Raw genomic sequence first — 16,846 nt, forward strand, 5'->3', positions numbered from 1 at the left:
GTACAAACATCAGGATTGATATTACCCGTAGGTATCAAGATAATCAATACCCATAGGTTATTTACCACCGGGTAACAAAGGTTAAAATGAGAGCTATGGATAAATACGAAAAACGTCGTTTACGACTCATCCAATTGAGGGATGATTACTGTGATGGGAACGCCTCAAAACTCGCGAGAAAGATTGAGCGAGAGCCTTCCTACGTTATAAGAATGCTATGGCCTGAGGGCAAAGCAGGTAGAAAACGCATAGCCGACGATATGATCGAAGTTATCGAAAAATCGTTCGGTTTACCCCGGGGGTGGATGGATGGTATCAGTCAAGAAAAATCGAATGTCGAACTAGTTCAACAACCAAATCCAGGGAAGAGATATCCAGTGATCAGTTGGGTAAGCGCAGGAGCTTGGGCAGAAGCTATAGAACCGTACACACTCAACGACGTTGAAGAGTGGTGTGAATCGGATGCCCATGTAGAAGGTGAAGGGTTTTGGCTCCGTATAAAAGGGGACTCCATGACATCACCTGTGGGCATGAGCATTCCAGAAGGTATGATGGTTCTCTTTGATACCGGTCGCGAAGCTATGCATGGAAGTCTCGTACTGGCAAAGCTCATAGATGCCAATGAGGCAACCTTTAAAAAGCTAGTAATCGATGGAGGCGATCATTTTTTAAAGCCGCTCAACCCAGCTTACCCACTAATCCCTATAGACGGGAATTGCAAGATACTCGGTGTGGCCGTAGAGGCCAGAATAAAAATTATTTGATTAAACCCGCTACGGCGGGTTTTTTATTACCTTAAAAATCAAATCGATAAAAAAATTCACCAAAATTATTACCCGTAGGTGTTGACGAATATTATTACCCACGGGTATTCTCATATCACAGGCAAACAACAGGTCTAACGTTATGAGCAATTCAGAACTCCAAAAACCTTTCGATATACATCAGAAATTGAGATCCAATGCTTCACGCTGGGGTTACTTACATGCAGCCGAACCCTGGCAGGGTGATTGTAATTTTCAACTTATTACAGATCTTTCGGGAGAAGAATGTGAGTACGCATTATACCAGCGCGTAGAAGGAGATTATTTCTGTTTGGTGGACTTCTTCAAGAATTACAACGAAGCGTGTGAAGAAGCAAAGAATATTATTAATAGCAACCCTAAATATAAAGCAGCAATTAATTATTAAATTCCCCCGATAATAATTACAGCTTAAATGCTGGGGATAAACTCACCTCAAGGAATTTAAAATGATTAAATTTAATAAAAGAAAAAAATTAGCTTTACACAGACTTCCATTTATCGGCGGTAAGTCTAAATCCGATTTTGGGCTCAGCTTTTGGAACGTGCCATCAAAAGGCGGCTACTCGGGAGGATGCATTACGGGAGCTGCATTGGCATGGATCTGGCTTAAGCATCTAGAAAATGAAGCAAGGGAAGGTGCGGGAAATACCCCATTCACTATTTCACGCATAGTGAGTGAAATAAGTGATCTGAGTGAAAATGATTCGTTAAAAGGGCAGATGATAGGATTCTTTGAAATCATCGAGGTTGTTCATTTTAAATTAATTTCAGATTCCAGAATTCATTTTACGAAAGACGAAAAAAAACTTATCGAACAAGCTAATGCGGGACTGAAAGATATACCGGAGGGAAAGAATAATGAGTTTCATTAAGGATGTGGCTGCATACAAATCAGCGCTTATGTACATGAGCTGTGGTCATGAAGTGATTGCGTATCTTTATTTACGCAAAGCATATGGGAGATAACCATGCCAACACGACAGGATATTCAGGATATAACGACCACAACAGAACATCTTTACGCTTTGTTAGAGGTCATATCCCAACAATATAAATCCATTAACTCTTATCAAATGGAAAACCTCGTAGAGATAGCTTACCTCCTGTCTGCAAAGGTTAATTCATGGGCAGTTAAGGAAGAAAAAATAGTTCTTGAGATTGAGGAGCATCAACGCAATGGAAAACGTAATTGACTTATACCGCCGTCGGATTGCTCACGCTGCATTAAACAGGCTCAAAAATAAAACATCGGGAAATCTCCTGATTGTGAATCTTCCGAATGGCGCAATCGAAACGGTGGAAATAACAGAAAGTGTAATGACTCAGTTACTGAGACGATTCGAGCTAATGGCTCGCAGTGAATTTGGCAATCGGAAGGAAACTGAATCATTTATTAAAGCCACTTACCAGAATGCAATTGGCATCAATAAGAACACTGAGTACCTGACCGAATCAGGGAAATTAATTGTCGATGATTTGTTTAAAGAAGTCACCGACTACGTGAAAGAGAAACATCTAAGCGGAGGTGTCCAGTGAAAGAGTTTACTCAGGAACAATTGCGCGCGGCTGGGCTCCGCTGCGTATGTCCGGTGGATCTGCACGTTGCACCGAATTTTACAGGACGCGTCGTCGTCCACCTGAAAGAGGGGCGGGCCATCTGTGATTGTCGCCTAACCCTGGACGATCACATCACAACCCTTCAGGGTTTTATCGAACTGGCCCGTGAAGCTGGCTGGTGCATCAGCCCGCCTAAAGAGGTTATGCGATGACACTGACAGCTATCCGCGTTCCCGAATGGGTACATGTCCAAGCGATTAACGTTCTGCGCCGTTACCGCCAGCGCCGGGTTGCGCCGTGTCGTATCCATTGCGGCAACCTCAGTCTGAGGGTCAACCGCCGTTGGCGCCTTCTTTCCCGCGACGGCGGCCAGAACTGGCAGGTTTTATCGCACGAGTCATATAACAAATTGAAGGACCGGAAATGAAAAACGATAAAAGCACGAACGTAAAGCAACTGGTTGAGCGTCTGAGGGAAATACAGAAGCAATCCGACATAACGATTCCTGGCTGGATGCTTGATGAAAATCGTTATGGGAAGGGTGAGCTTACTGTTGAAGAACAACGTGAGTGGGCCGAAACCATCGTCCAGTCCATGCGCGGTACGGTCGCCCTGCTCTATCTCATCAGCTGCGAAAAACGCTGGGGGTTACGTGAGGGCGAATACCAGATCAAGACCGGGGAATTTACTTTCGGCTTAACCCGAGAACTTATCGAAAATCTGCTCATTAAGCATGTTGAAAGAACACTGATTGAACACAGACCGCAGGAACAATATCTGGCGGTATTCCAGTTCTATTACGCCGACGATCAGCGCGTGAAAGACGGAGGCCAGTCCTGGTTCAGCAGCTTTCTCGACGATATTTTCGTTGATCTCGCGGTTCGATTACGTACTGGCGAAACGATGCCAGTTAAACCGGTTATGCACTGAGGAAAACGATAATGAGCACAGTAACCATTAACAACAAACAGCTTCCTGCAGTGGAATATCGCGGACAGCGCGTTGTAACTCTGGCGATGATTGATGATGTCCACCAGCGCCCGGACGGAACTGCTGGACGCAATTTCCGAGAAAACAAGTCTCGCCTTATTGAAGGGGAAGACTACTTCGAATTAGGTTCCGACGAAATTCGTCGACACCTCCCTGACGGCATTTTCTCAAAATTTGCAGCATCAGGAATTGTACTTGTCGAATCCGGTTATCTGATGCTGGTGAAATCATTTACCGATGATCTTGCCTGGCAGGTTCAGCGTGAGTTGGTTAACTGCTACTTCCGCACTCGCGCACCGCTGACTGAAATTGAGATGATCGCAGCGATGGCCGCTGATGCTGTTCGCCAGCAGAAACGTCTGAGCCAGGTTGAAGAACAAATCGAAGCAGTCACCGAGACGGTGGATAACATAAAGCGCGGCAACATGCGGGCCGGTTATGTTGGTTACCGCCAGGCAGTAGCCAAAAGTGGATTATCTGACGCCAAGTGCCGAACCCTTGTTAACGCTTATCGCATTCCTACGGATACGCACGAATTTATGACCCCTGACGGTCTGCTGTCACGTCGCGCCATTGTTGAGCTGGAGCCATTCATGAAGGCTTTCCGCCAGATGATGAGCGAAGCCGAGCCACGCGGCACACGCTGGTTTCACCCCAGAATGGGGTTATTCCAGGCGATCGGGTGGGAGAATAAACCATGATTAATCTCGATGTCATACCCATTACAAGCTACTGCAAATCTGTAGGCGAAACGCTGGATGCCGTTAACAAACGGTTACATCGTGGAGTATGGAAAGAAGGCGTTCATGTTTTAAAAGTTGATGGTTCCAAAGAACGATGGATCGACTTAACAGAGGTTGCAAAATGGGCACGCAAAAACAAGGACCCTTATCTCTCCCAAGAGGAATAACTGTCCGCAATCACAAAACAGGCTCCACGCTGGTTATCACTTTCACCTACAAAGGGGTTCTCTGCCGGGAGCCCCTATCCAAAATGGAAGCAAGCGCGCGCGGCGTGAAGTATGCCGAGCGCCTGCTGGGGGAAATACAAAATCAGATCGTCAGTGGCACCTTTGAATATGCAAAATATTTCCCCAACTCCAAAAAGCTGGAACTGTTCGGGGTAGTGAAGAAAACGAAAAATATTAAGTCCTATCTGGACGAGTATCTGAAAATCTGCGTGAACCGCAATCTTTCGCCGTCCACTATAAACGGTTATGAAAAATGCCTTTCGGCGCTGTCAGCCCTGCATAAACTCCATGTGTCAGAACTGACGCCAGCGGTCCTTAAAAACTGGATAGCCAGCCGGAAAACAAAGCTGAAAACGACCAGGAATAACCTTTCGTTTCTGCGCAGCGCCATAGATGAAGCGGTTACGGATGGCTTGCTGACCATTAACCCGGTAACCCTCGTCAGCGCCAGCCGGTACCACGTGATCGACAGCAGCCCGAGCGCCGACGATTACGAGGTTGACCCGTTTACGCCAGCGGAAACCCTCGCTATTTACCAGAGCTGTAGATACCCGGAATGGGAAAACCTGTTCCGCTTCGCCTTCAATACCGGTCTGCGGAGCTCGGAACTGTGCGCGCTGCGCTGGCCTGATCTCGATACTATAGCGAACACAGCTCACGTGCAGGCGGCCAGTGTCGTAGGGGTACTTAAAGGCACCAAGACAAAAGCCGGTACGCGTAAGGTGGAACTGAACAATGAGGCGTTGGCAGCCCTGCAGGCGCAGAAACAATTCACGTTTATGAAAAGCGAATTCATATTTAGCGACCCGAAAACTGGAGAGCCCTGGGCGAACGCCGACGCGATCCGCAAAAAAGCATGGGTTCCGACCCTTAAAAAGGCAGGCGTACGTTACCGTAACCCGTACCAGACCAGACACACATTCGCCACCAAGCATATTAGCCAGGGTGTTAACCTCTTCTGGCTTGCCGGGCAGATGGGCCACAAAGGGCCGGAAATGTTATTCCGCCACTACGGTTCGTACTTGGCTGTTTATGAGGGGCATACATCGCTTCAACATTCAAAGATCGAATAAAGCAAAGAGCATGCTGGTTCGTCGAAATTGCAATTTTATGAAGGTTGTACAAATCCTTTGGATTAAAGCATATTTTGCCTTGCAAACTTGACTCATATGACACTATTTTATAAGTGAACTTAGTGCAAAGAAGGGTGTCCTAAGTGTTGTACAGAAAGCACTCTCTTCCCTTCACTCACTGGGTTATGCTAGAATCCCGCGCCCTTTAAGTCGGGACTACAAGAGCCTTAAAAGGAAGCTTAAGGCCACAGAAGGAGGTCTTTATGTCTGAACTCGTCATGAAGATGTTTGGTTTGAGCGGCTTTGTCAAAGGCGGACAAGCCATGGCTGAGCGCTTGAACAAATCGGGTGTGAAGAACATTAAAGTTGTTGGTCGGGGCGCTGTTATCGTTGACGGTTCAGCGGATCCTGAAAAAATTAATCGCCTCAGAAAAGCTGCACGTAGGTTTATCGAACAGGATGCAGAGGCAGTAGCCGCAGCCAAAGCCACCACTAAGGACAGCGACGATTAACTAATGTTTGCATTACTTATCATACCGCTATTAATTAGCGGTTCTTTGCTAGTAACGTCGCCCCATAACATCAAACTTTTTTTTCGTTTACACCGATACGATGGCCAACTTCTTTATATGAAGGCGGCCACGTACGGTTTCTATGCATGCCTTTCGGCCGTCATCTTTGCATATTCTATCAAGTACCTTTTCCCTGGCTTAACTTTTGTCACTTGGTTATCGCATCTCATTGATGGCAGTTCTGACCCTAAAGAAAATCGCATAACCTCATGGCTCATTCTGCTATCAGTGACCACAGTGGGGCTTGCATGGCTTTGGTTGCAATACTGCCGGCTTCGAATTTATCTTGCCGCATGGCTAATCACTCACGAACCAAAAGATGAAGAGAGCATCAGCTTTTCAAAGCAAGTAATTAGGCTGAATGAGTTAGGCAAAATACTCTCTGATGGTTCACTTGGGCAGTTGTTTTTCGATTCAGCGACCGAAGATAGGCCTGTATTAGTAAGCCTAAAATGTCGAAAGGTCTATGTTGGTACCGTTAACATGATAAGCGAGCCCAACGAAAAACAAGGACCAAACCTCGAAATTTCGATTAGTCCCATCATGTCCGGGTACAGGGATAAAGATACACTCAGGGTGCTGTTCTCAAACGACTATAATGACCTTGAAGAGGTTGACACCAGTATCATTTTTCCGCTCAGCGAAGTATCACATGCATCCTGGTTCAATATGGACATACATGAGAAGGTCGATAACAATCGTGAGACGAAGCCGGTAAGCAATAGGAAGGCAAAGAGGAAGTACGGCAGAAACCGAAAGTAAAGATCGCGAAAGCGGTCTTTTTTTTGCTCAACGGAGCAATTTTTAATCCTAAATATTTCAAAATACTGGACAGAATCAGGACGTTACGAGGACAACAATATGCACGTGAAATGCACTTGAGACATTTAAAAATTGAGAAAGTGCTAATATTCAACGGGTTAAGTATATTTCAGACACGGGTTCAACTCCCGCCAGCTCCACCAAAATTCTCCATCGGTGATTACCAGAGTCATCCGATGAAGTCCTAAGAGCCCGCACGGCGCAAGCCCTGCGGGCTTTTTTGTTTCTGTTTTTTTTTAGAAAAATGGCCCGACAGAACTCCACCTCCACTACTATCTGATCACCCTCCATTCATCTAAATCTGACCTGCATTCCCATACAAAATCAGCGCCACACAATCCAGGAATCCATAACATTGCCTTTTAACCGCAGCGGGCATAATTTCAACATGCACCCTCACTTAGAAGGAAAACATCATGTTTAGTCATCGTCGTTTACGTCTCGCTTTAGCGGCTGCTATCTCGCTCTCGCTGCTCGCCGCGCCGGTTATGGCGAATCCGGGCAATGGGAATGGAGGCGGTAATGGCAATAGCGGCAATCATGGCAACAATGGCGGTAACCATGGTAATAAAGGCAACAGCGATAACCGTGGCAACAGCCAAAAGATGAACGGTAATGCATCCGACAAAGATGCGCCGGGCAAGCGTAAAAACTATGGCAAACCGGATCACGTTGAGGCCGATATCAGCTTTAACACGGCTCGCCAGCTGGCGGTGAATTACGGTCTGACCGGCTATGACTCGCTGCCTCCCGGCATCGCTAAGAATTTAGCCCGCGGTAAACCGCTTCCTCCGGGGATCGCCAAAAAAGCCGTTCCGCTCTCGATGCGTGATAGCCTGCCCTACTATCCCGGTTATGAATGGCGAATTGTCGGCGATGACCTGGTGCTGATCGCGCTGAGCACCGCTGTGGTGACCGCCATTATCAACGGCGTATTTGATTAAACTACGATGGCCCCGCTTACGCGGGGCTTTTTTTGACCATCAGTCATAGGTCAGAGTAAACGTCGCCGTCCCGTTCGCCGTTCCGCCCGTGAGGGTATTCTCCGTCTGGTAATACCGCGCCTTTAGAGGAATGGTGTAGCTTCCGGTGGCGCTGGCGGTACCGGTGGCAATCGGTGCGGCAAGCTGTAACGGCGCGTTGTTATACAGCACCTGGATACCCACGCCTTTGGCGCTGCCTTCGCCTGTGCTGCTGAGATTCAACACGCCGCGCGTGGCGTCCTTGACGTTGCCATCAATCTGCATCGCGACGCTGGTGCCGGCATAACAGGTCAGCGGCAATTCAAAATTCTGCGTATAGCTGTCTCCCGGCGAGGTCCCCTGCCCATGGAACGCATTGCTGGGAACGTCGCCCATCGGTACTGAAATAATCGTTTTATCCACCGTACAACCCAGGGTCGTAATATTGAACGCGCCGGATGTCACCGTCACCGCTGGCGAATACCACAGCAGGTTGTTGTTCAGCATGGCCAGCGCCCCGACTTGTTTAGCTGCCACCATCCCTGAACCCGTCACCGTCGCGGTTTTATAGTAAGTAATGAATACCTGCCCTTTGATCGGTTGCGTGGCCAACATCCCTTGCTGATTCGAACACAGCAATACCGTATCAATCCGGTTGCGGATAGTGCCGCTGCCCGATACCCAGCCCGACACGTTGCAATCCGACGAGATGGTGCCGCCAATGGCGTAACCGACCCCTTCGATATTGGTCTTATAGACGCGTCGCCCGTCGATCATCATCACGTATTCGCCATAAGCCTCTACACCCAGAAACTGGTTCGAGATGACGCCGCTCGGCGTGTTATAGCAGTTATAAGCATTAATAACGCCTGTCGCGACCTGGTTGCCAATCACCGAACCCACCGGTAAATTCGGCGAAATCACAATCGACGCCGCAGGTGGCTGGATTGTCACCGAGGGCGTCAGCGTGTCGCAATCCCACGCATTGGCCGCAGACGAAAAGAAATACAGCGGCCACAGCAGGGCGCTCCATAAAAATAAACGCATGAGTTTCTCCAAATCAGCGGCACTGAGCCGTTACCGTGGCCTGGCCATCGGATGGATTGTTAATCTGGTACGCCGCCTGGCAGCTACCGTTTTCCCAGCGCACGCTGAGGGTTCCCTTCTCCGGTACGCCGGAGAGCCAGACCCGCTGGCGGTCGTCCACGATGCTTTCCGTCGTGACGCTGCCGTTCTTCACGCTAACCGTCGCGCCAAAGGGGATTGTCGCGCCCTGTAAATGGAACATCGCCTTGTAGCCCGTCACCGTTGGGTATTCCGCCAGCGTCAGCGCGCCTTTGGTCGGCACCACCGTGGTGGTGTCGTTTAAAATGTCGGTCCGGCTGTTCAGGGATGAGCTGTCCAGCGTCAGGTGATTGCGGCGATACGGCGTGACGCTTGGGATCACCGCAAAGCCTTTGCTGTCGGTATAAATCCCGGTGTTGTTCGCCACTTTCACTTTGCTGGCGTCATCCGCTTTCACCAGCGCCATGGTTTCCCCCAGCGGCTGGGACAGCGACACGCCGTACGGGTGCACCACCACCCCGCCCATCGCCCCGACGGTAGTCTGGTGCTGGTGGCGCGAATAGTTGTAGCCCAACTGGTACTCGCCAAAGGACGCTTTGTAATCCGCCGACGCGCTGCCGGAAGCGTTACCGCCGCGGCTGTCATAGCCCTGCTGCACGTTCCAGCTCAGGTTATTGTCCGCCAGCGCCACGCCAGAAACGCCGGCGCTGGAGGCGACATCCCCTTTCTTATTGCTGCTGGCCGACATGTTCAGCCAGCTATTCGGCAGAAAGCGCGACAGGGGCACCTGAACGGTGAACGACACCACATGATCGCCATTGCCGTGCCAGGGCTGACGGGAATAGCTGTAATTCAGCCCGTAATTGATGGCGTCGATGCTGGTGTTGTAGCCAAAATTCACCGTCTGCTCTTTATCGCCACTCCAGTACTGCTGCTGATACAGCGAAAGGTTGATATTCCCCCAGTCGCCGACCTGCTGGTTAATATCGATCTGCGCCTTGCTGCGCTTATTCTGCCGGTGCTGCCAGTTCTGCTCGCCATTGGCTTCCTGGAAATCGTGAAAGCCTTCCGTCGAATAGCGATAGCCCATTAAGGTAAAGTGGGTGCCGCTCCAGGCAATGTCTTTGGAATATTGCGCCCGCAGAGATACCCCGTCGTCTTTGTTGCCGTCCGGCATATTGCTGTGCGCCCAGGTGGCATCAAAGGAGAGCGAGCCCCAGTCGCCGAAACTTTTCCCTATGCCCAACGCGCCGGAAAAATAATCTTCCGAGGCTATAACGCCGCCATACAGCGTGGTGGTCCAGGGCAAGCCGTAGCTACCGGTCAGTTGTAAAAAATTCGGCTCAGTTTGGCTGTCATTTGATGCGCGATATTTCCCCGCCGTTAGCGCATAGCTGAATTGCCCTTCGCGCCGCATAATCGGCACCGCGGAAAACGCCTGAGTGAACTGGCGAACCGTGCCATCCGCTTCGCGTATCGAGACCTGCAAATCGCCGCTGCTGGAAGTTGGATACAGATCGTCAATGGCGAACGGCCCCGGCGGCACATACGATTGCCAGATAATATTGCCGTTCTGACGGATGGTGACCTGCGCGTTGCTCTGGGCGATGCCGCGAATAACCGGGGCAAACCCGCGCTGGCTTTCCGGCAGCATGCCGTCATCGGAATAGAGCTGCACGCCGCGAAAACCAAAGCTGTCGAACACTTCCGAAGAGGTGTAGCTGTCGCCAACGGCAAACTGGCTGCGCAACGCTTTAATATCCCGCTGCAATGAGGTACTGATGCTGTTCCAGTGGCTGCCCCGGTCGCCGTCATTCCAGGTGGAATAGTTACGCAACCGCCACGGGCCGAGGTTAATACCGCTGCGCAGGTTGGCGTACTGGCTGTGGGTGCTGCCGTTTTCATTACTGCCCGTCGCGCCTGAATAGGCGTAGTTCAGGAACAGCGCGTTAAGGCCGTCATCCCATTCGGATGCAGGGACCGTGCCCTGCGGGTTACGCTGCATATACTGTTGCGGAATGGAAATCTCCAGCCGCTGCGCTTCAAAATCGAGGCGGGCATAGCTGCCCGGCAGAAGCGTCGATAACGTGTCGATTTGCTCATCATCCTGCATCGCCATGAATTCCGGCAGCGCATTCGCCTCCACGCCCCAGTGCAGCAGATCCGCTTTGGTGAGTACCGGGCTCAGTGCGTCATCCACCTGTTCAAAACGCACTTCCCGCTCGTCAACCTGCTGGTTATTCAGGGTGACCGTCACCAGCCAGCTGCCAGGCGATTGACCGCCCGCCTGGCTGAAGCGCGAAATATCAATATCACGCGCGATATTGCCGCGCATTTCAATCAGGTCCGGCGAGAAATAATCTGCCGCTTTGGCTGCGGGAATATGAAGCGCGCAAAAAATAACAGCGCTTAATATGCGTAAGGGATAACCATTTTGACGAACAGATATTAAATGCGACACGAATCTACTCAACCTATAGCTGTACTTTTACTGGAGCGGTAATCCCCCCGAAGTCATTGATTGCCTGCCAGTCAATCTGCTGTCCCGGAGAAACATTATTTGGCAATGTCATTTCCTGTTGCGGTAACACCATTGGCGCTTTGGATATCGCCTTGCCATTGATCTTTACCGCATGTAATGAAACGCTAAACGGCGTGGGGTTTTTCACCACCAGCTTGCCCGCCCGCTGGCTAAACTGAAGCTGCTGGTACGCCGTTGCCGGGTCGCCTTTAATGCCGGCGGGCCGGTAAATCAGTTTCATTTTGCTTTTCACCGCAATGGTTAATTCATTTTTCGCATTGGGTGCTGACGCAGGAATCGATTTAATATTTAACCAGTACACCGACTCTTTATCGGTGGCGGGCGGTTTTCCGCTTAATACTACCCGTACCGAATTTTGTTTATGCGGATCGAGCCGGAATAACGGCGGCGTGGTAATAAACGTATCATCGTTATCATCCGAATTTTCATTTTTATTTACCCACGCCTGAATGAGATAGGGTCTGTCATCCGGGTTATTTACGCTGATAGCAGCCTGGTTTTTGTTACCATCGTAAATAAGGCGGGTCCCGCCGATTTCCACGCCGCTAAATGCGCTGGTGGAAAATAGCGCCGCCATCAGCAGCGCTGCTTTTGAAACTTTCATCACTATTGCCTTCCTGAAAGGCAGGGCGGCTGACCGCCCTGCTTAATTCTTACTGATACGTAATGGTAAATGCCGTTGAGGAGTTCGCAGAACCCGCGCCGACGGCAGTTGCAGTCGACATATATTTCGCGATATAGCTCAGCGTATTACTGCTCTCTGAATCCAGCATCACACTCGCAGAAGAGGTACCGATCGGGATCAGTGTCGCGCTGTCTTTTTCATAAAGCGCGATGCCGACGTGAGTGGCGGTTTGGCCGCTGCTCAGCGCCAGGATCGCGCTGTTTTCCGCATGGGTCGTGCCATCAAAACGCACGCTGGCGCTGCTGACAGACTCTGGGCAGCTCTGAAGCACGATATCAAAGGTTTTGGCCGCTGCCGTAACCCCTGCAGTGGTGCCAAACGCCGTATTAGAAATGGTCCCCATCGGAACGGTCTGGGAAGCGGAGTTCACATCAACAGTACAGGCCTGATCGGTGATCGTACCGGTAAAGTTAATTGTGCCGTCGGCGGCCTGCGCAACAGACATAACAGAGCACGCGACCAGCGCAGAAATAAGAGCGATCTTTTTCATGGTAAAATCCAGTTAATTTTAATTGCAGTAAAATAATAAAATAGCGTTCAGATAATAAATAATAAAACAGGTCTCCTTAGGGTGTGCCTTCTCCTTTAATTCACATAGCTTTATCAGTGCGTTTATCACGCCTGTTGGGGGCAGGTACTTTCCAGACGCGCGATATTTCGATACAGCGAGATACGATTACCGACGCGTAATTTCAACACCATATTTCGTCGATGCGCGTAAAACGTTTTTATTTTCAATCCCATCAGCGAGGCGATTTCTTCCGCGCTATAGCCTTTATGCATATAGTCGAGGATTTGGTATTCGCGCTGTGAAAGCGCAAATTTAATCTGGTAATGATGCCTCATGTCATTAGCGACTAAAAAAGAGAGGATCTCATTTACCTTGCGCTTTCGGTCAATAAATAAAACATTGCCTACGGATTGCAGTGCATAATAATCAATATCATTTGAGATAAACGCGACCAGTTGCTTCCCTCTGGCGTCCAGTTTTTTCACTTTTGCGGCAAGTACCGTATCCATATCGACAAGAATAAAATTGTCATCAATAAGCTCTGGCGAAAGTAACGTGCAGATACCCACTTTGAAAAAGTGGTCATTGGAAATAATTGAGTGTGACAGCCGCATAGAAATCCCTGTTAGTTTTATCCCCTTTCGAAAACTCAATGATCAACATCTGCATTCTCTATTTAAAATTTACCTTATATTCCCCGGGGAGATCACCCGCAAAAAATTAGTGATTCCCCGATTGAGATCAAAACGATCGTTTAATTCAAGCAAAGCGACAAATTCAGACGGATAATCTGAATTCGACTAATAAAAATAAATCAATCAGAACAAAACCCTGGAATAATGATTTTCAGGGTGTTTTTTGTCATCGATTTTTCTTTATCATTTCTCCGCTTCGATAGCCTAAACTTGTCAATCTGTTAAAAATGGAATTTTCTTAGGAAATATTCCAGGACGCGTTTTGGAATATATTCCCCGCGACCTGTGAACAATTATACAGACGCCCTGATTCAACCCTATCGGCGGATGCTTATTGTTGTGCAAGCCAGGCCCTACAAACGTAAGCCGTTTCTTAAGAGGTGGCAATCACAAGGCTAATCCCCATCGCGGATAATACGCTGCGCTTCACTATCCAACTCATCCAACAAACCGTCCATACGTTGCAGCTTCGCTAACATCCCCTGGCTATTTTTGTTATCCACCAGATCCTGTTCGAGCCGGGCGGCCAGATCGTGTAACCGGATAGCGCCCAGCAATTGCGCGGTGCCGTTAAGCCGATGTAGATGGTGGCGCACCGCGACCCAGTTGCCCTGCTCTGCCGCCGCTTGCGCCGCTGACAGGTCGCGGCGATTTTCTCGTTGGGCATCTTCCAGCGCGTTTTGCATCAGCGCCTTGTTGTTCATGGTCAGTCGCGACAGTTTTTCCACATCAAGAACCGGTTTGTCCGGCAACGCCAGCGCCGCAAGCATGGCATGTAGCTGCGACAGACTCAGCGGTTTGAACAGGCAGGCATTCATTCCCGCCGCCAGACAGTGCTGCTGTTCTTCCTCCTGCGCCGAGGCCGTTAACCCCCAAATCACCAGGTGTTGCCCGGCGGCACGCAGGGCTCTGGCAAGGGCGATACCATCCATTTCAGGCATATTGAGGTCGGTGATCAACAGGTCGTACTGGCGCTGCCGGAGCGCCGCCAGCGCCTGCGCGCCATCACTGACTTCATCCGCCCGCTGCCCGAGCGCGTGCAGTTGTTCCTTTAACAGCAGGCGGTTGGTGGGATGGTCATCGGCAATCAGTATTGCCAGACGCTGCGCCAGGACATCGGGCTGGGCGGGCGCGTGCGACACCTTTTGCACCCGGCCACGCTGGCTGGCCGCCGCCAGTGCCAGAGTAAAGGTCGTGCCCTGGCCTGGCTCGCTTTGCAGATCCAGGGTACCGCCCATCTGCGCCAGCAGTTCCTTGCTGATTGCCAGCCCCAGGCCCGACCCGCTCTGCGCGCGGCCCGTATCGGTCTGGCTGAACGGCGTAAACAGCTGGCTCTGCTGCTCAACCGGAATGCCCGGCCCGGTATCGCTCACCTCAATAATCAACTCGACCTGTTTTTCGTCCACTCGCTGCGTCTGGGCCGTTACGGTGACGCTGCCCTGGTGGGTGAATTTCACGGCGTTGCCAATCAGATTGGTTAATACCTGGCGCAGCGGTTGCGGGTCCAGCCACAAGCGGAGATCCGCCAGCGTGCTGTTAACCCGTAATGACAGCGATTTTTGCGCCGCCAGGCCGCTGAATAATTGCGTGACCTCCGCCAGCAGCGCGTTGATATCCACCCAACGGGGCATGAGTTCGACTTTGCCGGATTCGATTTTCTCTAAATCCAGCACGTTGCCGATCAGCATCATCAGCGACTGGGAAGCCTGCCATGCGCGATCCACGGCGGTTTTATCATGCCCGGCGCGGATTTCCCGGGAACGGTGCAGCAGCTCCAGAAAGCCCATGATGGCGCTCACCGGGGTGCGGATCTCGTGGCTCATGCGCGCCAGAAAAACGCGCTTCTCTTTATTGGCCCGCAGGGCGTTGTCTTTTTCCTGCTCCAGCTGGTGCTGCGCCCGTTTTCTTTTGCGGATTTCCGACAGCAAATACAGCCCCCAGACCAGGCTGCTCAGCACCAGCAGCCCCGCCAGTAGCGCAACCAGATAAAATGGCCGGTTGTATAACTCCCAGGTGTCGATGGTGACATCGGGTAAGCGCACCCATTTACCGACGATTTGCAGGATCTCTTTTTGCGGGATGTTATCCAGCGCCTTATCGAGTATCTGCCGTAACTCGGGCTCTGAACGCGGCATGGCAAAACCAATCGCCGACGGCGGTTCATCGGGCAGCGGCGTAAAGGCAAGTTGGTCAGGATAATAGTGCTCGCTGAAGTAGCGCACGGTTAACTGGTTGGAGAGCGCCGCGTCCACCTCGCCGTTCGCCACCAGATTCAGCGCCACGCTGGCGTTATCCACCTGCCGCCAGCGAATGCCCGGATAGTTGGCGGTAAGCACCGGGATGAGATTGTGCAGCGAGGCGATGGCGACGGTCATGCCGGGCCGCAGCGCTATCGCCTGCGTCTGACCGCTTTTCATCACAATGACGTTGGGCGTGGTAATAAACGGATGGGTATAGGAAACACTATCGATACGGTTTAAATCCCAGGTCGCGGTCTGCATTAAATGCCAGCCGCCCTTGCCCATGGCCTCCAGCATTTCATCGTTGGATTTGACGACGATGGTTTCAAATTTCAGGCCGGTTTGCAGGCTGATTAAATTCAGGATGTCGCCAATAATCCCCCGGGTTTCCAGATTGCTGTCCAGCAGGGTATAAGGCGCGAAATACGGGTTAACAATGATCCGCAGCGTTTTGTGCTGGCTTAGCCACTGCCGTTCCCGACTGGTGAGGTCCAGCTTATCCAGCGCAAAAGTCAGGTTGCCTTTTTCAATCCACGACTGGGTGATTTGATTATGAAGGTGTTCATCAATCGCCCCGAGAAAACGATTGACGATTTGTTGCAGCGGTTCCTGCGATGGCGCTATCAGGAAATAGCTTCGCTTCTGCTCGTCGCCCCAGTATTTAACGGTGGTCAGCGCCAGGGCGAACTCCTGGGAAATGATCGCGCTGCCCGGCAAACTGTCGCCAAGAAAATAGTTGTTCTTCCCCTCCGCCACCGAGGAGAGCGCCGCATGGTAGCTGGCGTAGCGGTGAATCTGCGCATTGGGGAACGACTGATTAATCCACGTCTCGGGCGGATAGTCTTCTACCGTCGCGACGGTGACAACTTTCTCGCTGCGCAGCGGCTCCATCACGTTAGCCAGGGTGGTTACCAGCGCGGGCCAGGAGGCGATAACCGGCGCGGAAAGCATCACGCCCGCAGGCGGTTCAGGTTGATACTGCAAACCGGTGAGTAACAGATCGACGTGGTTCTGCTTGAGGGCCTCCAGCGCCTGCGCTTCATTCTGATAGCGCCACACTTCAAGAGTGATATCGAGTGAGCGCTGCATTAGCGCCAGATAATCGGCGTTCATCCCCCGGTAGCGACCCGATACCGTGTTGAGCACCAGTGGCGGAATATCCGGTGGGAAGATGGCCACCCGTAAGGTTTTTTTCTGCCGCAGCCAGCGGTTTTGCTCATCGGTGAGATAAAGCTGCACGGGCTGCAAGGGATTAAAACCAGAGAGATCGAGTTTTTCAGCCTCAGGCATTTGCGCTTGCGCCGGGGTAACCAGCGCGGCCAGCACAATGAACAAAATAACCAGCAGGCTTTTCAT

General features: G+C 50.9%; 19 protein-coding genes. 13 read left to right on the forward strand and 6 right to left on the reverse strand.

Translation table 11 applies throughout. The features are described 5' to 3' along the window. The first annotated feature begins 95 nt into the window (after positions 1 to 95). The 13 genes from FHW74_RS08175 (at position 96) to FHW74_RS08230 (ending at position 7,734) form a co-directional block, all read left to right on the forward strand. Positions 96 to 764 carry a LexA family transcriptional regulator gene (locus FHW74_RS08175; protein ID WP_183169989.1) on the forward strand — a complete coding sequence of 223 codons (669 nt, stop codon included), beginning with the start codon at positions 96 to 98 and terminating at the stop codon, positions 762 to 764. 142 nt (positions 765 to 906) lie between these two features. Beyond that, a complete protein-coding gene (locus tag FHW74_RS08180; RefSeq protein WP_183169990.1) occupies positions 907 to 1,191 on the forward strand; it encodes a hypothetical protein in 285 nt (94 codons plus the stop codon). Positions 1,192 to 1,252: 61 nt separating this feature from the next. Then, on the forward strand, positions 1,253 to 1,678 hold the full coding sequence (locus FHW74_RS08185; RefSeq protein WP_183169991.1) for a hypothetical protein: 426 nt from the start codon (positions 1,253 to 1,255) through the stop codon (positions 1,676 to 1,678). A gap of 96 nt (positions 1,679 to 1,774) precedes the next feature. Then, positions 1,775 to 1,999 carry a hypothetical protein gene (locus tag FHW74_RS08190; protein ID WP_183169992.1) on the forward strand — a complete coding sequence of 75 codons (225 nt, stop codon included), beginning with the start codon at positions 1,775 to 1,777 and terminating at the stop codon, positions 1,997 to 1,999. Beyond that, entirely contained in the window at positions 1,983 to 2,342 is a 360-nt protein-coding gene (locus tag FHW74_RS08195; RefSeq protein WP_183169993.1) for a hypothetical protein, read from the forward strand. The genes FHW74_RS08190 and FHW74_RS08195 overlap by 17 nt, the downstream gene beginning before the upstream one ends. After that, a complete protein-coding gene (locus tag FHW74_RS22835) occupies positions 2,339 to 2,575 on the forward strand; it encodes a hypothetical protein (RefSeq protein ID WP_370527984.1) in 237 nt (78 codons plus the stop codon). Before FHW74_RS08195 ends, FHW74_RS22835 begins: the two co-directional genes overlap by 4 nt. 211 nt (positions 2,576 to 2,786) lie before the next feature. Then, positions 2,787 to 3,293, forward strand: a complete 507-nt coding sequence (locus FHW74_RS08200) for a hypothetical protein (RefSeq protein WP_183169994.1) — start codon at positions 2,787 to 2,789, stop codon at positions 3,291 to 3,293. 11 nt (positions 3,294 to 3,304) lie between these two features. Further along, on the forward strand, positions 3,305 to 4,054 hold the full coding sequence (locus tag FHW74_RS08205; RefSeq protein ID WP_183169995.1) for an ORF6N domain-containing protein: 750 nt from the start codon (positions 3,305 to 3,307) through the stop codon (positions 4,052 to 4,054). Continuing rightward, positions 4,051 to 4,263: an excisionase gene (locus FHW74_RS08210; RefSeq protein WP_183169996.1), complete on the forward strand. Its 213-nt coding sequence runs from the start codon at positions 4,051 to 4,053 to the stop codon at positions 4,261 to 4,263. Before FHW74_RS08205 ends, FHW74_RS08210 begins: the two co-directional genes overlap by 4 nt. Continuing rightward, positions 4,218 to 5,396: a site-specific integrase gene (locus FHW74_RS08215; protein ID WP_183169997.1), complete on the forward strand. Its 1,179-nt coding sequence runs from the start codon at positions 4,218 to 4,220 to the stop codon at positions 5,394 to 5,396. Before FHW74_RS08210 ends, FHW74_RS08215 begins: the two co-directional genes overlap by 46 nt. Before the next feature lie 263 nt (positions 5,397 to 5,659). Next, positions 5,660 to 5,908 carry a hypothetical protein gene (locus FHW74_RS08220; protein ID WP_183169998.1) on the forward strand — a complete coding sequence of 83 codons (249 nt, stop codon included), beginning with the start codon at positions 5,660 to 5,662 and terminating at the stop codon, positions 5,906 to 5,908. A 117-nt stretch (positions 5,909 to 6,025) separates the two neighbouring features. Beyond that, positions 6,026 to 6,730, forward strand: a complete 705-nt coding sequence (locus tag FHW74_RS08225; protein WP_255459887.1) for a hypothetical protein — start codon at positions 6,026 to 6,028, stop codon at positions 6,728 to 6,730. Positions 6,731 to 7,206: 476 nt separating this feature from the next. After that, entirely contained in the window at positions 7,207 to 7,734 is a 528-nt protein-coding gene (locus FHW74_RS08230; RefSeq protein ID WP_183170000.1) for an anti-virulence regulator CigR family protein, read from the forward strand. Positions 7,735 to 7,773: 39 nt separating this feature from the next. On the opposite strand, the gene FHW74_RS08235 is transcribed toward FHW74_RS08230, so the two are convergent. The 6 genes from FHW74_RS08235 to FHW74_RS08260 form a co-directional block, all read right to left on the reverse strand. Next, positions 7,774 to 8,799 (reverse strand): fimbrial protein, encoded by a 1,026-nt coding sequence (locus FHW74_RS08235; RefSeq protein WP_183170001.1) that lies wholly within the window; start codon positions 8,797 to 8,799, stop codon positions 7,774 to 7,776. Positions 8,800 to 8,812: 13 nt separating this feature from the next. Continuing rightward, positions 8,813 to 11,278: a fimbria/pilus outer membrane usher protein gene (locus tag FHW74_RS08240; RefSeq protein ID WP_183170002.1), complete on the reverse strand. Its 2,466-nt coding sequence runs from the start codon at positions 11,276 to 11,278 to the stop codon at positions 8,813 to 8,815. A gap of 13 nt (positions 11,279 to 11,291) precedes the next feature. Then, positions 11,292 to 11,963 (reverse strand): molecular chaperone, encoded by a 672-nt coding sequence (locus FHW74_RS08245; RefSeq protein WP_183170003.1) that lies wholly within the window; start codon positions 11,961 to 11,963, stop codon positions 11,292 to 11,294. Positions 11,964 to 12,012: 49 nt separating this feature from the next. Continuing rightward, positions 12,013 to 12,534: a fimbrial protein gene (locus FHW74_RS08250; protein WP_183170004.1), complete on the reverse strand. Its 522-nt coding sequence runs from the start codon at positions 12,532 to 12,534 to the stop codon at positions 12,013 to 12,015. Positions 12,535 to 12,659: 125 nt separating this feature from the next. Beyond that, a complete protein-coding gene (locus tag FHW74_RS08255) occupies positions 12,660 to 13,169 on the reverse strand; it encodes a helix-turn-helix domain-containing protein (RefSeq protein ID WP_183170005.1) in 510 nt (169 codons plus the stop codon). A 476-nt stretch (positions 13,170 to 13,645) separates the two neighbouring features. Further along, entirely contained in the window at positions 13,646 to 16,846 is a 3,201-nt protein-coding gene (locus FHW74_RS08260) for a transporter substrate-binding domain-containing protein (RefSeq protein ID WP_183170006.1), read from the reverse strand.

This window comes from Atlantibacter sp. RC6, assembly GCF_014193285.1.
In the GTDB taxonomy this organism is placed as follows: Bacteria; Pseudomonadota; Gammaproteobacteria; order Enterobacterales; family Enterobacteriaceae; genus Atlantibacter.

Bases quoted from the DNA above. Each gene is read 5' to 3' on its own strand.
- FHW74_RS08255 (WP_183170005.1), bottom strand. From the start codon at position 13,169: ATGCGGCTGTCACACTCAATTATTTCCAATGACCACTTTTTCAAAGTG.
- FHW74_RS08180 (WP_183169990.1), top strand. From the start codon at position 907: ATGAGCAATTCAGAACTCCAAAAACCTTTCGATATACATCAGAAATTG.
- FHW74_RS08210 (WP_183169996.1), top strand. From the start codon at position 4,051: ATGATTAATCTCGATGTCATACCCATTACAAGCTACTGCAAATCTGTA.
- FHW74_RS08225 (WP_255459887.1), top strand. From the start codon at position 6,026: ATGAAGGCGGCCACGTACGGTTTCTATGCATGCCTTTCGGCCGTCATC.
- FHW74_RS08195 (WP_183169993.1), top strand. From the start codon at position 1,983: ATGGAAAACGTAATTGACTTATACCGCCGTCGGATTGCTCACGCTGCA.
- FHW74_RS08185 (WP_183169991.1), top strand. From the start codon at position 1,253: ATGATTAAATTTAATAAAAGAAAAAAATTAGCTTTACACAGACTTCCA.
- FHW74_RS08190 (WP_183169992.1), top strand. From the start codon at position 1,775: ATGCCAACACGACAGGATATTCAGGATATAACGACCACAACAGAACAT.
- FHW74_RS08205 (WP_183169995.1), top strand. From the start codon at position 3,305: ATGAGCACAGTAACCATTAACAACAAACAGCTTCCTGCAGTGGAATAT.
- FHW74_RS08220 (WP_183169998.1), top strand. From the start codon at position 5,660: ATGTCTGAACTCGTCATGAAGATGTTTGGTTTGAGCGGCTTTGTCAAA.
- FHW74_RS08250 (WP_183170004.1), bottom strand. From the start codon at position 12,534: ATGAAAAAGATCGCTCTTATTTCTGCGCTGGTCGCGTGCTCTGTTATG.
- FHW74_RS08235 (WP_183170001.1), bottom strand. From the start codon at position 8,799: ATGCGTTTATTTTTATGGAGCGCCCTGCTGTGGCCGCTGTATTTCTTT.
- FHW74_RS08245 (WP_183170003.1), bottom strand. From the start codon at position 11,963: ATGAAAGTTTCAAAAGCAGCGCTGCTGATGGCGGCGCTATTTTCCACC.
- FHW74_RS08230 (WP_183170000.1), top strand. From the start codon at position 7,207: ATGTTTAGTCATCGTCGTTTACGTCTCGCTTTAGCGGCTGCTATCTCG.
- FHW74_RS08215 (WP_183169997.1), top strand. From the start codon at position 4,218: ATGGGCACGCAAAAACAAGGACCCTTATCTCTCCCAAGAGGAATAACT.
- FHW74_RS08260 (WP_183170006.1), bottom strand. From the start codon at position 16,846: ATGAAAAGCCTGCTGGTTATTTTGTTCATTGTGCTGGCCGCGCTGGTT.
- FHW74_RS08175 (WP_183169989.1), top strand. From the start codon at position 96: ATGGATAAATACGAAAAACGTCGTTTACGACTCATCCAATTGAGGGAT.
- FHW74_RS08200 (WP_183169994.1), top strand. From the start codon at position 2,787: ATGAAAAACGATAAAAGCACGAACGTAAAGCAACTGGTTGAGCGTCTG.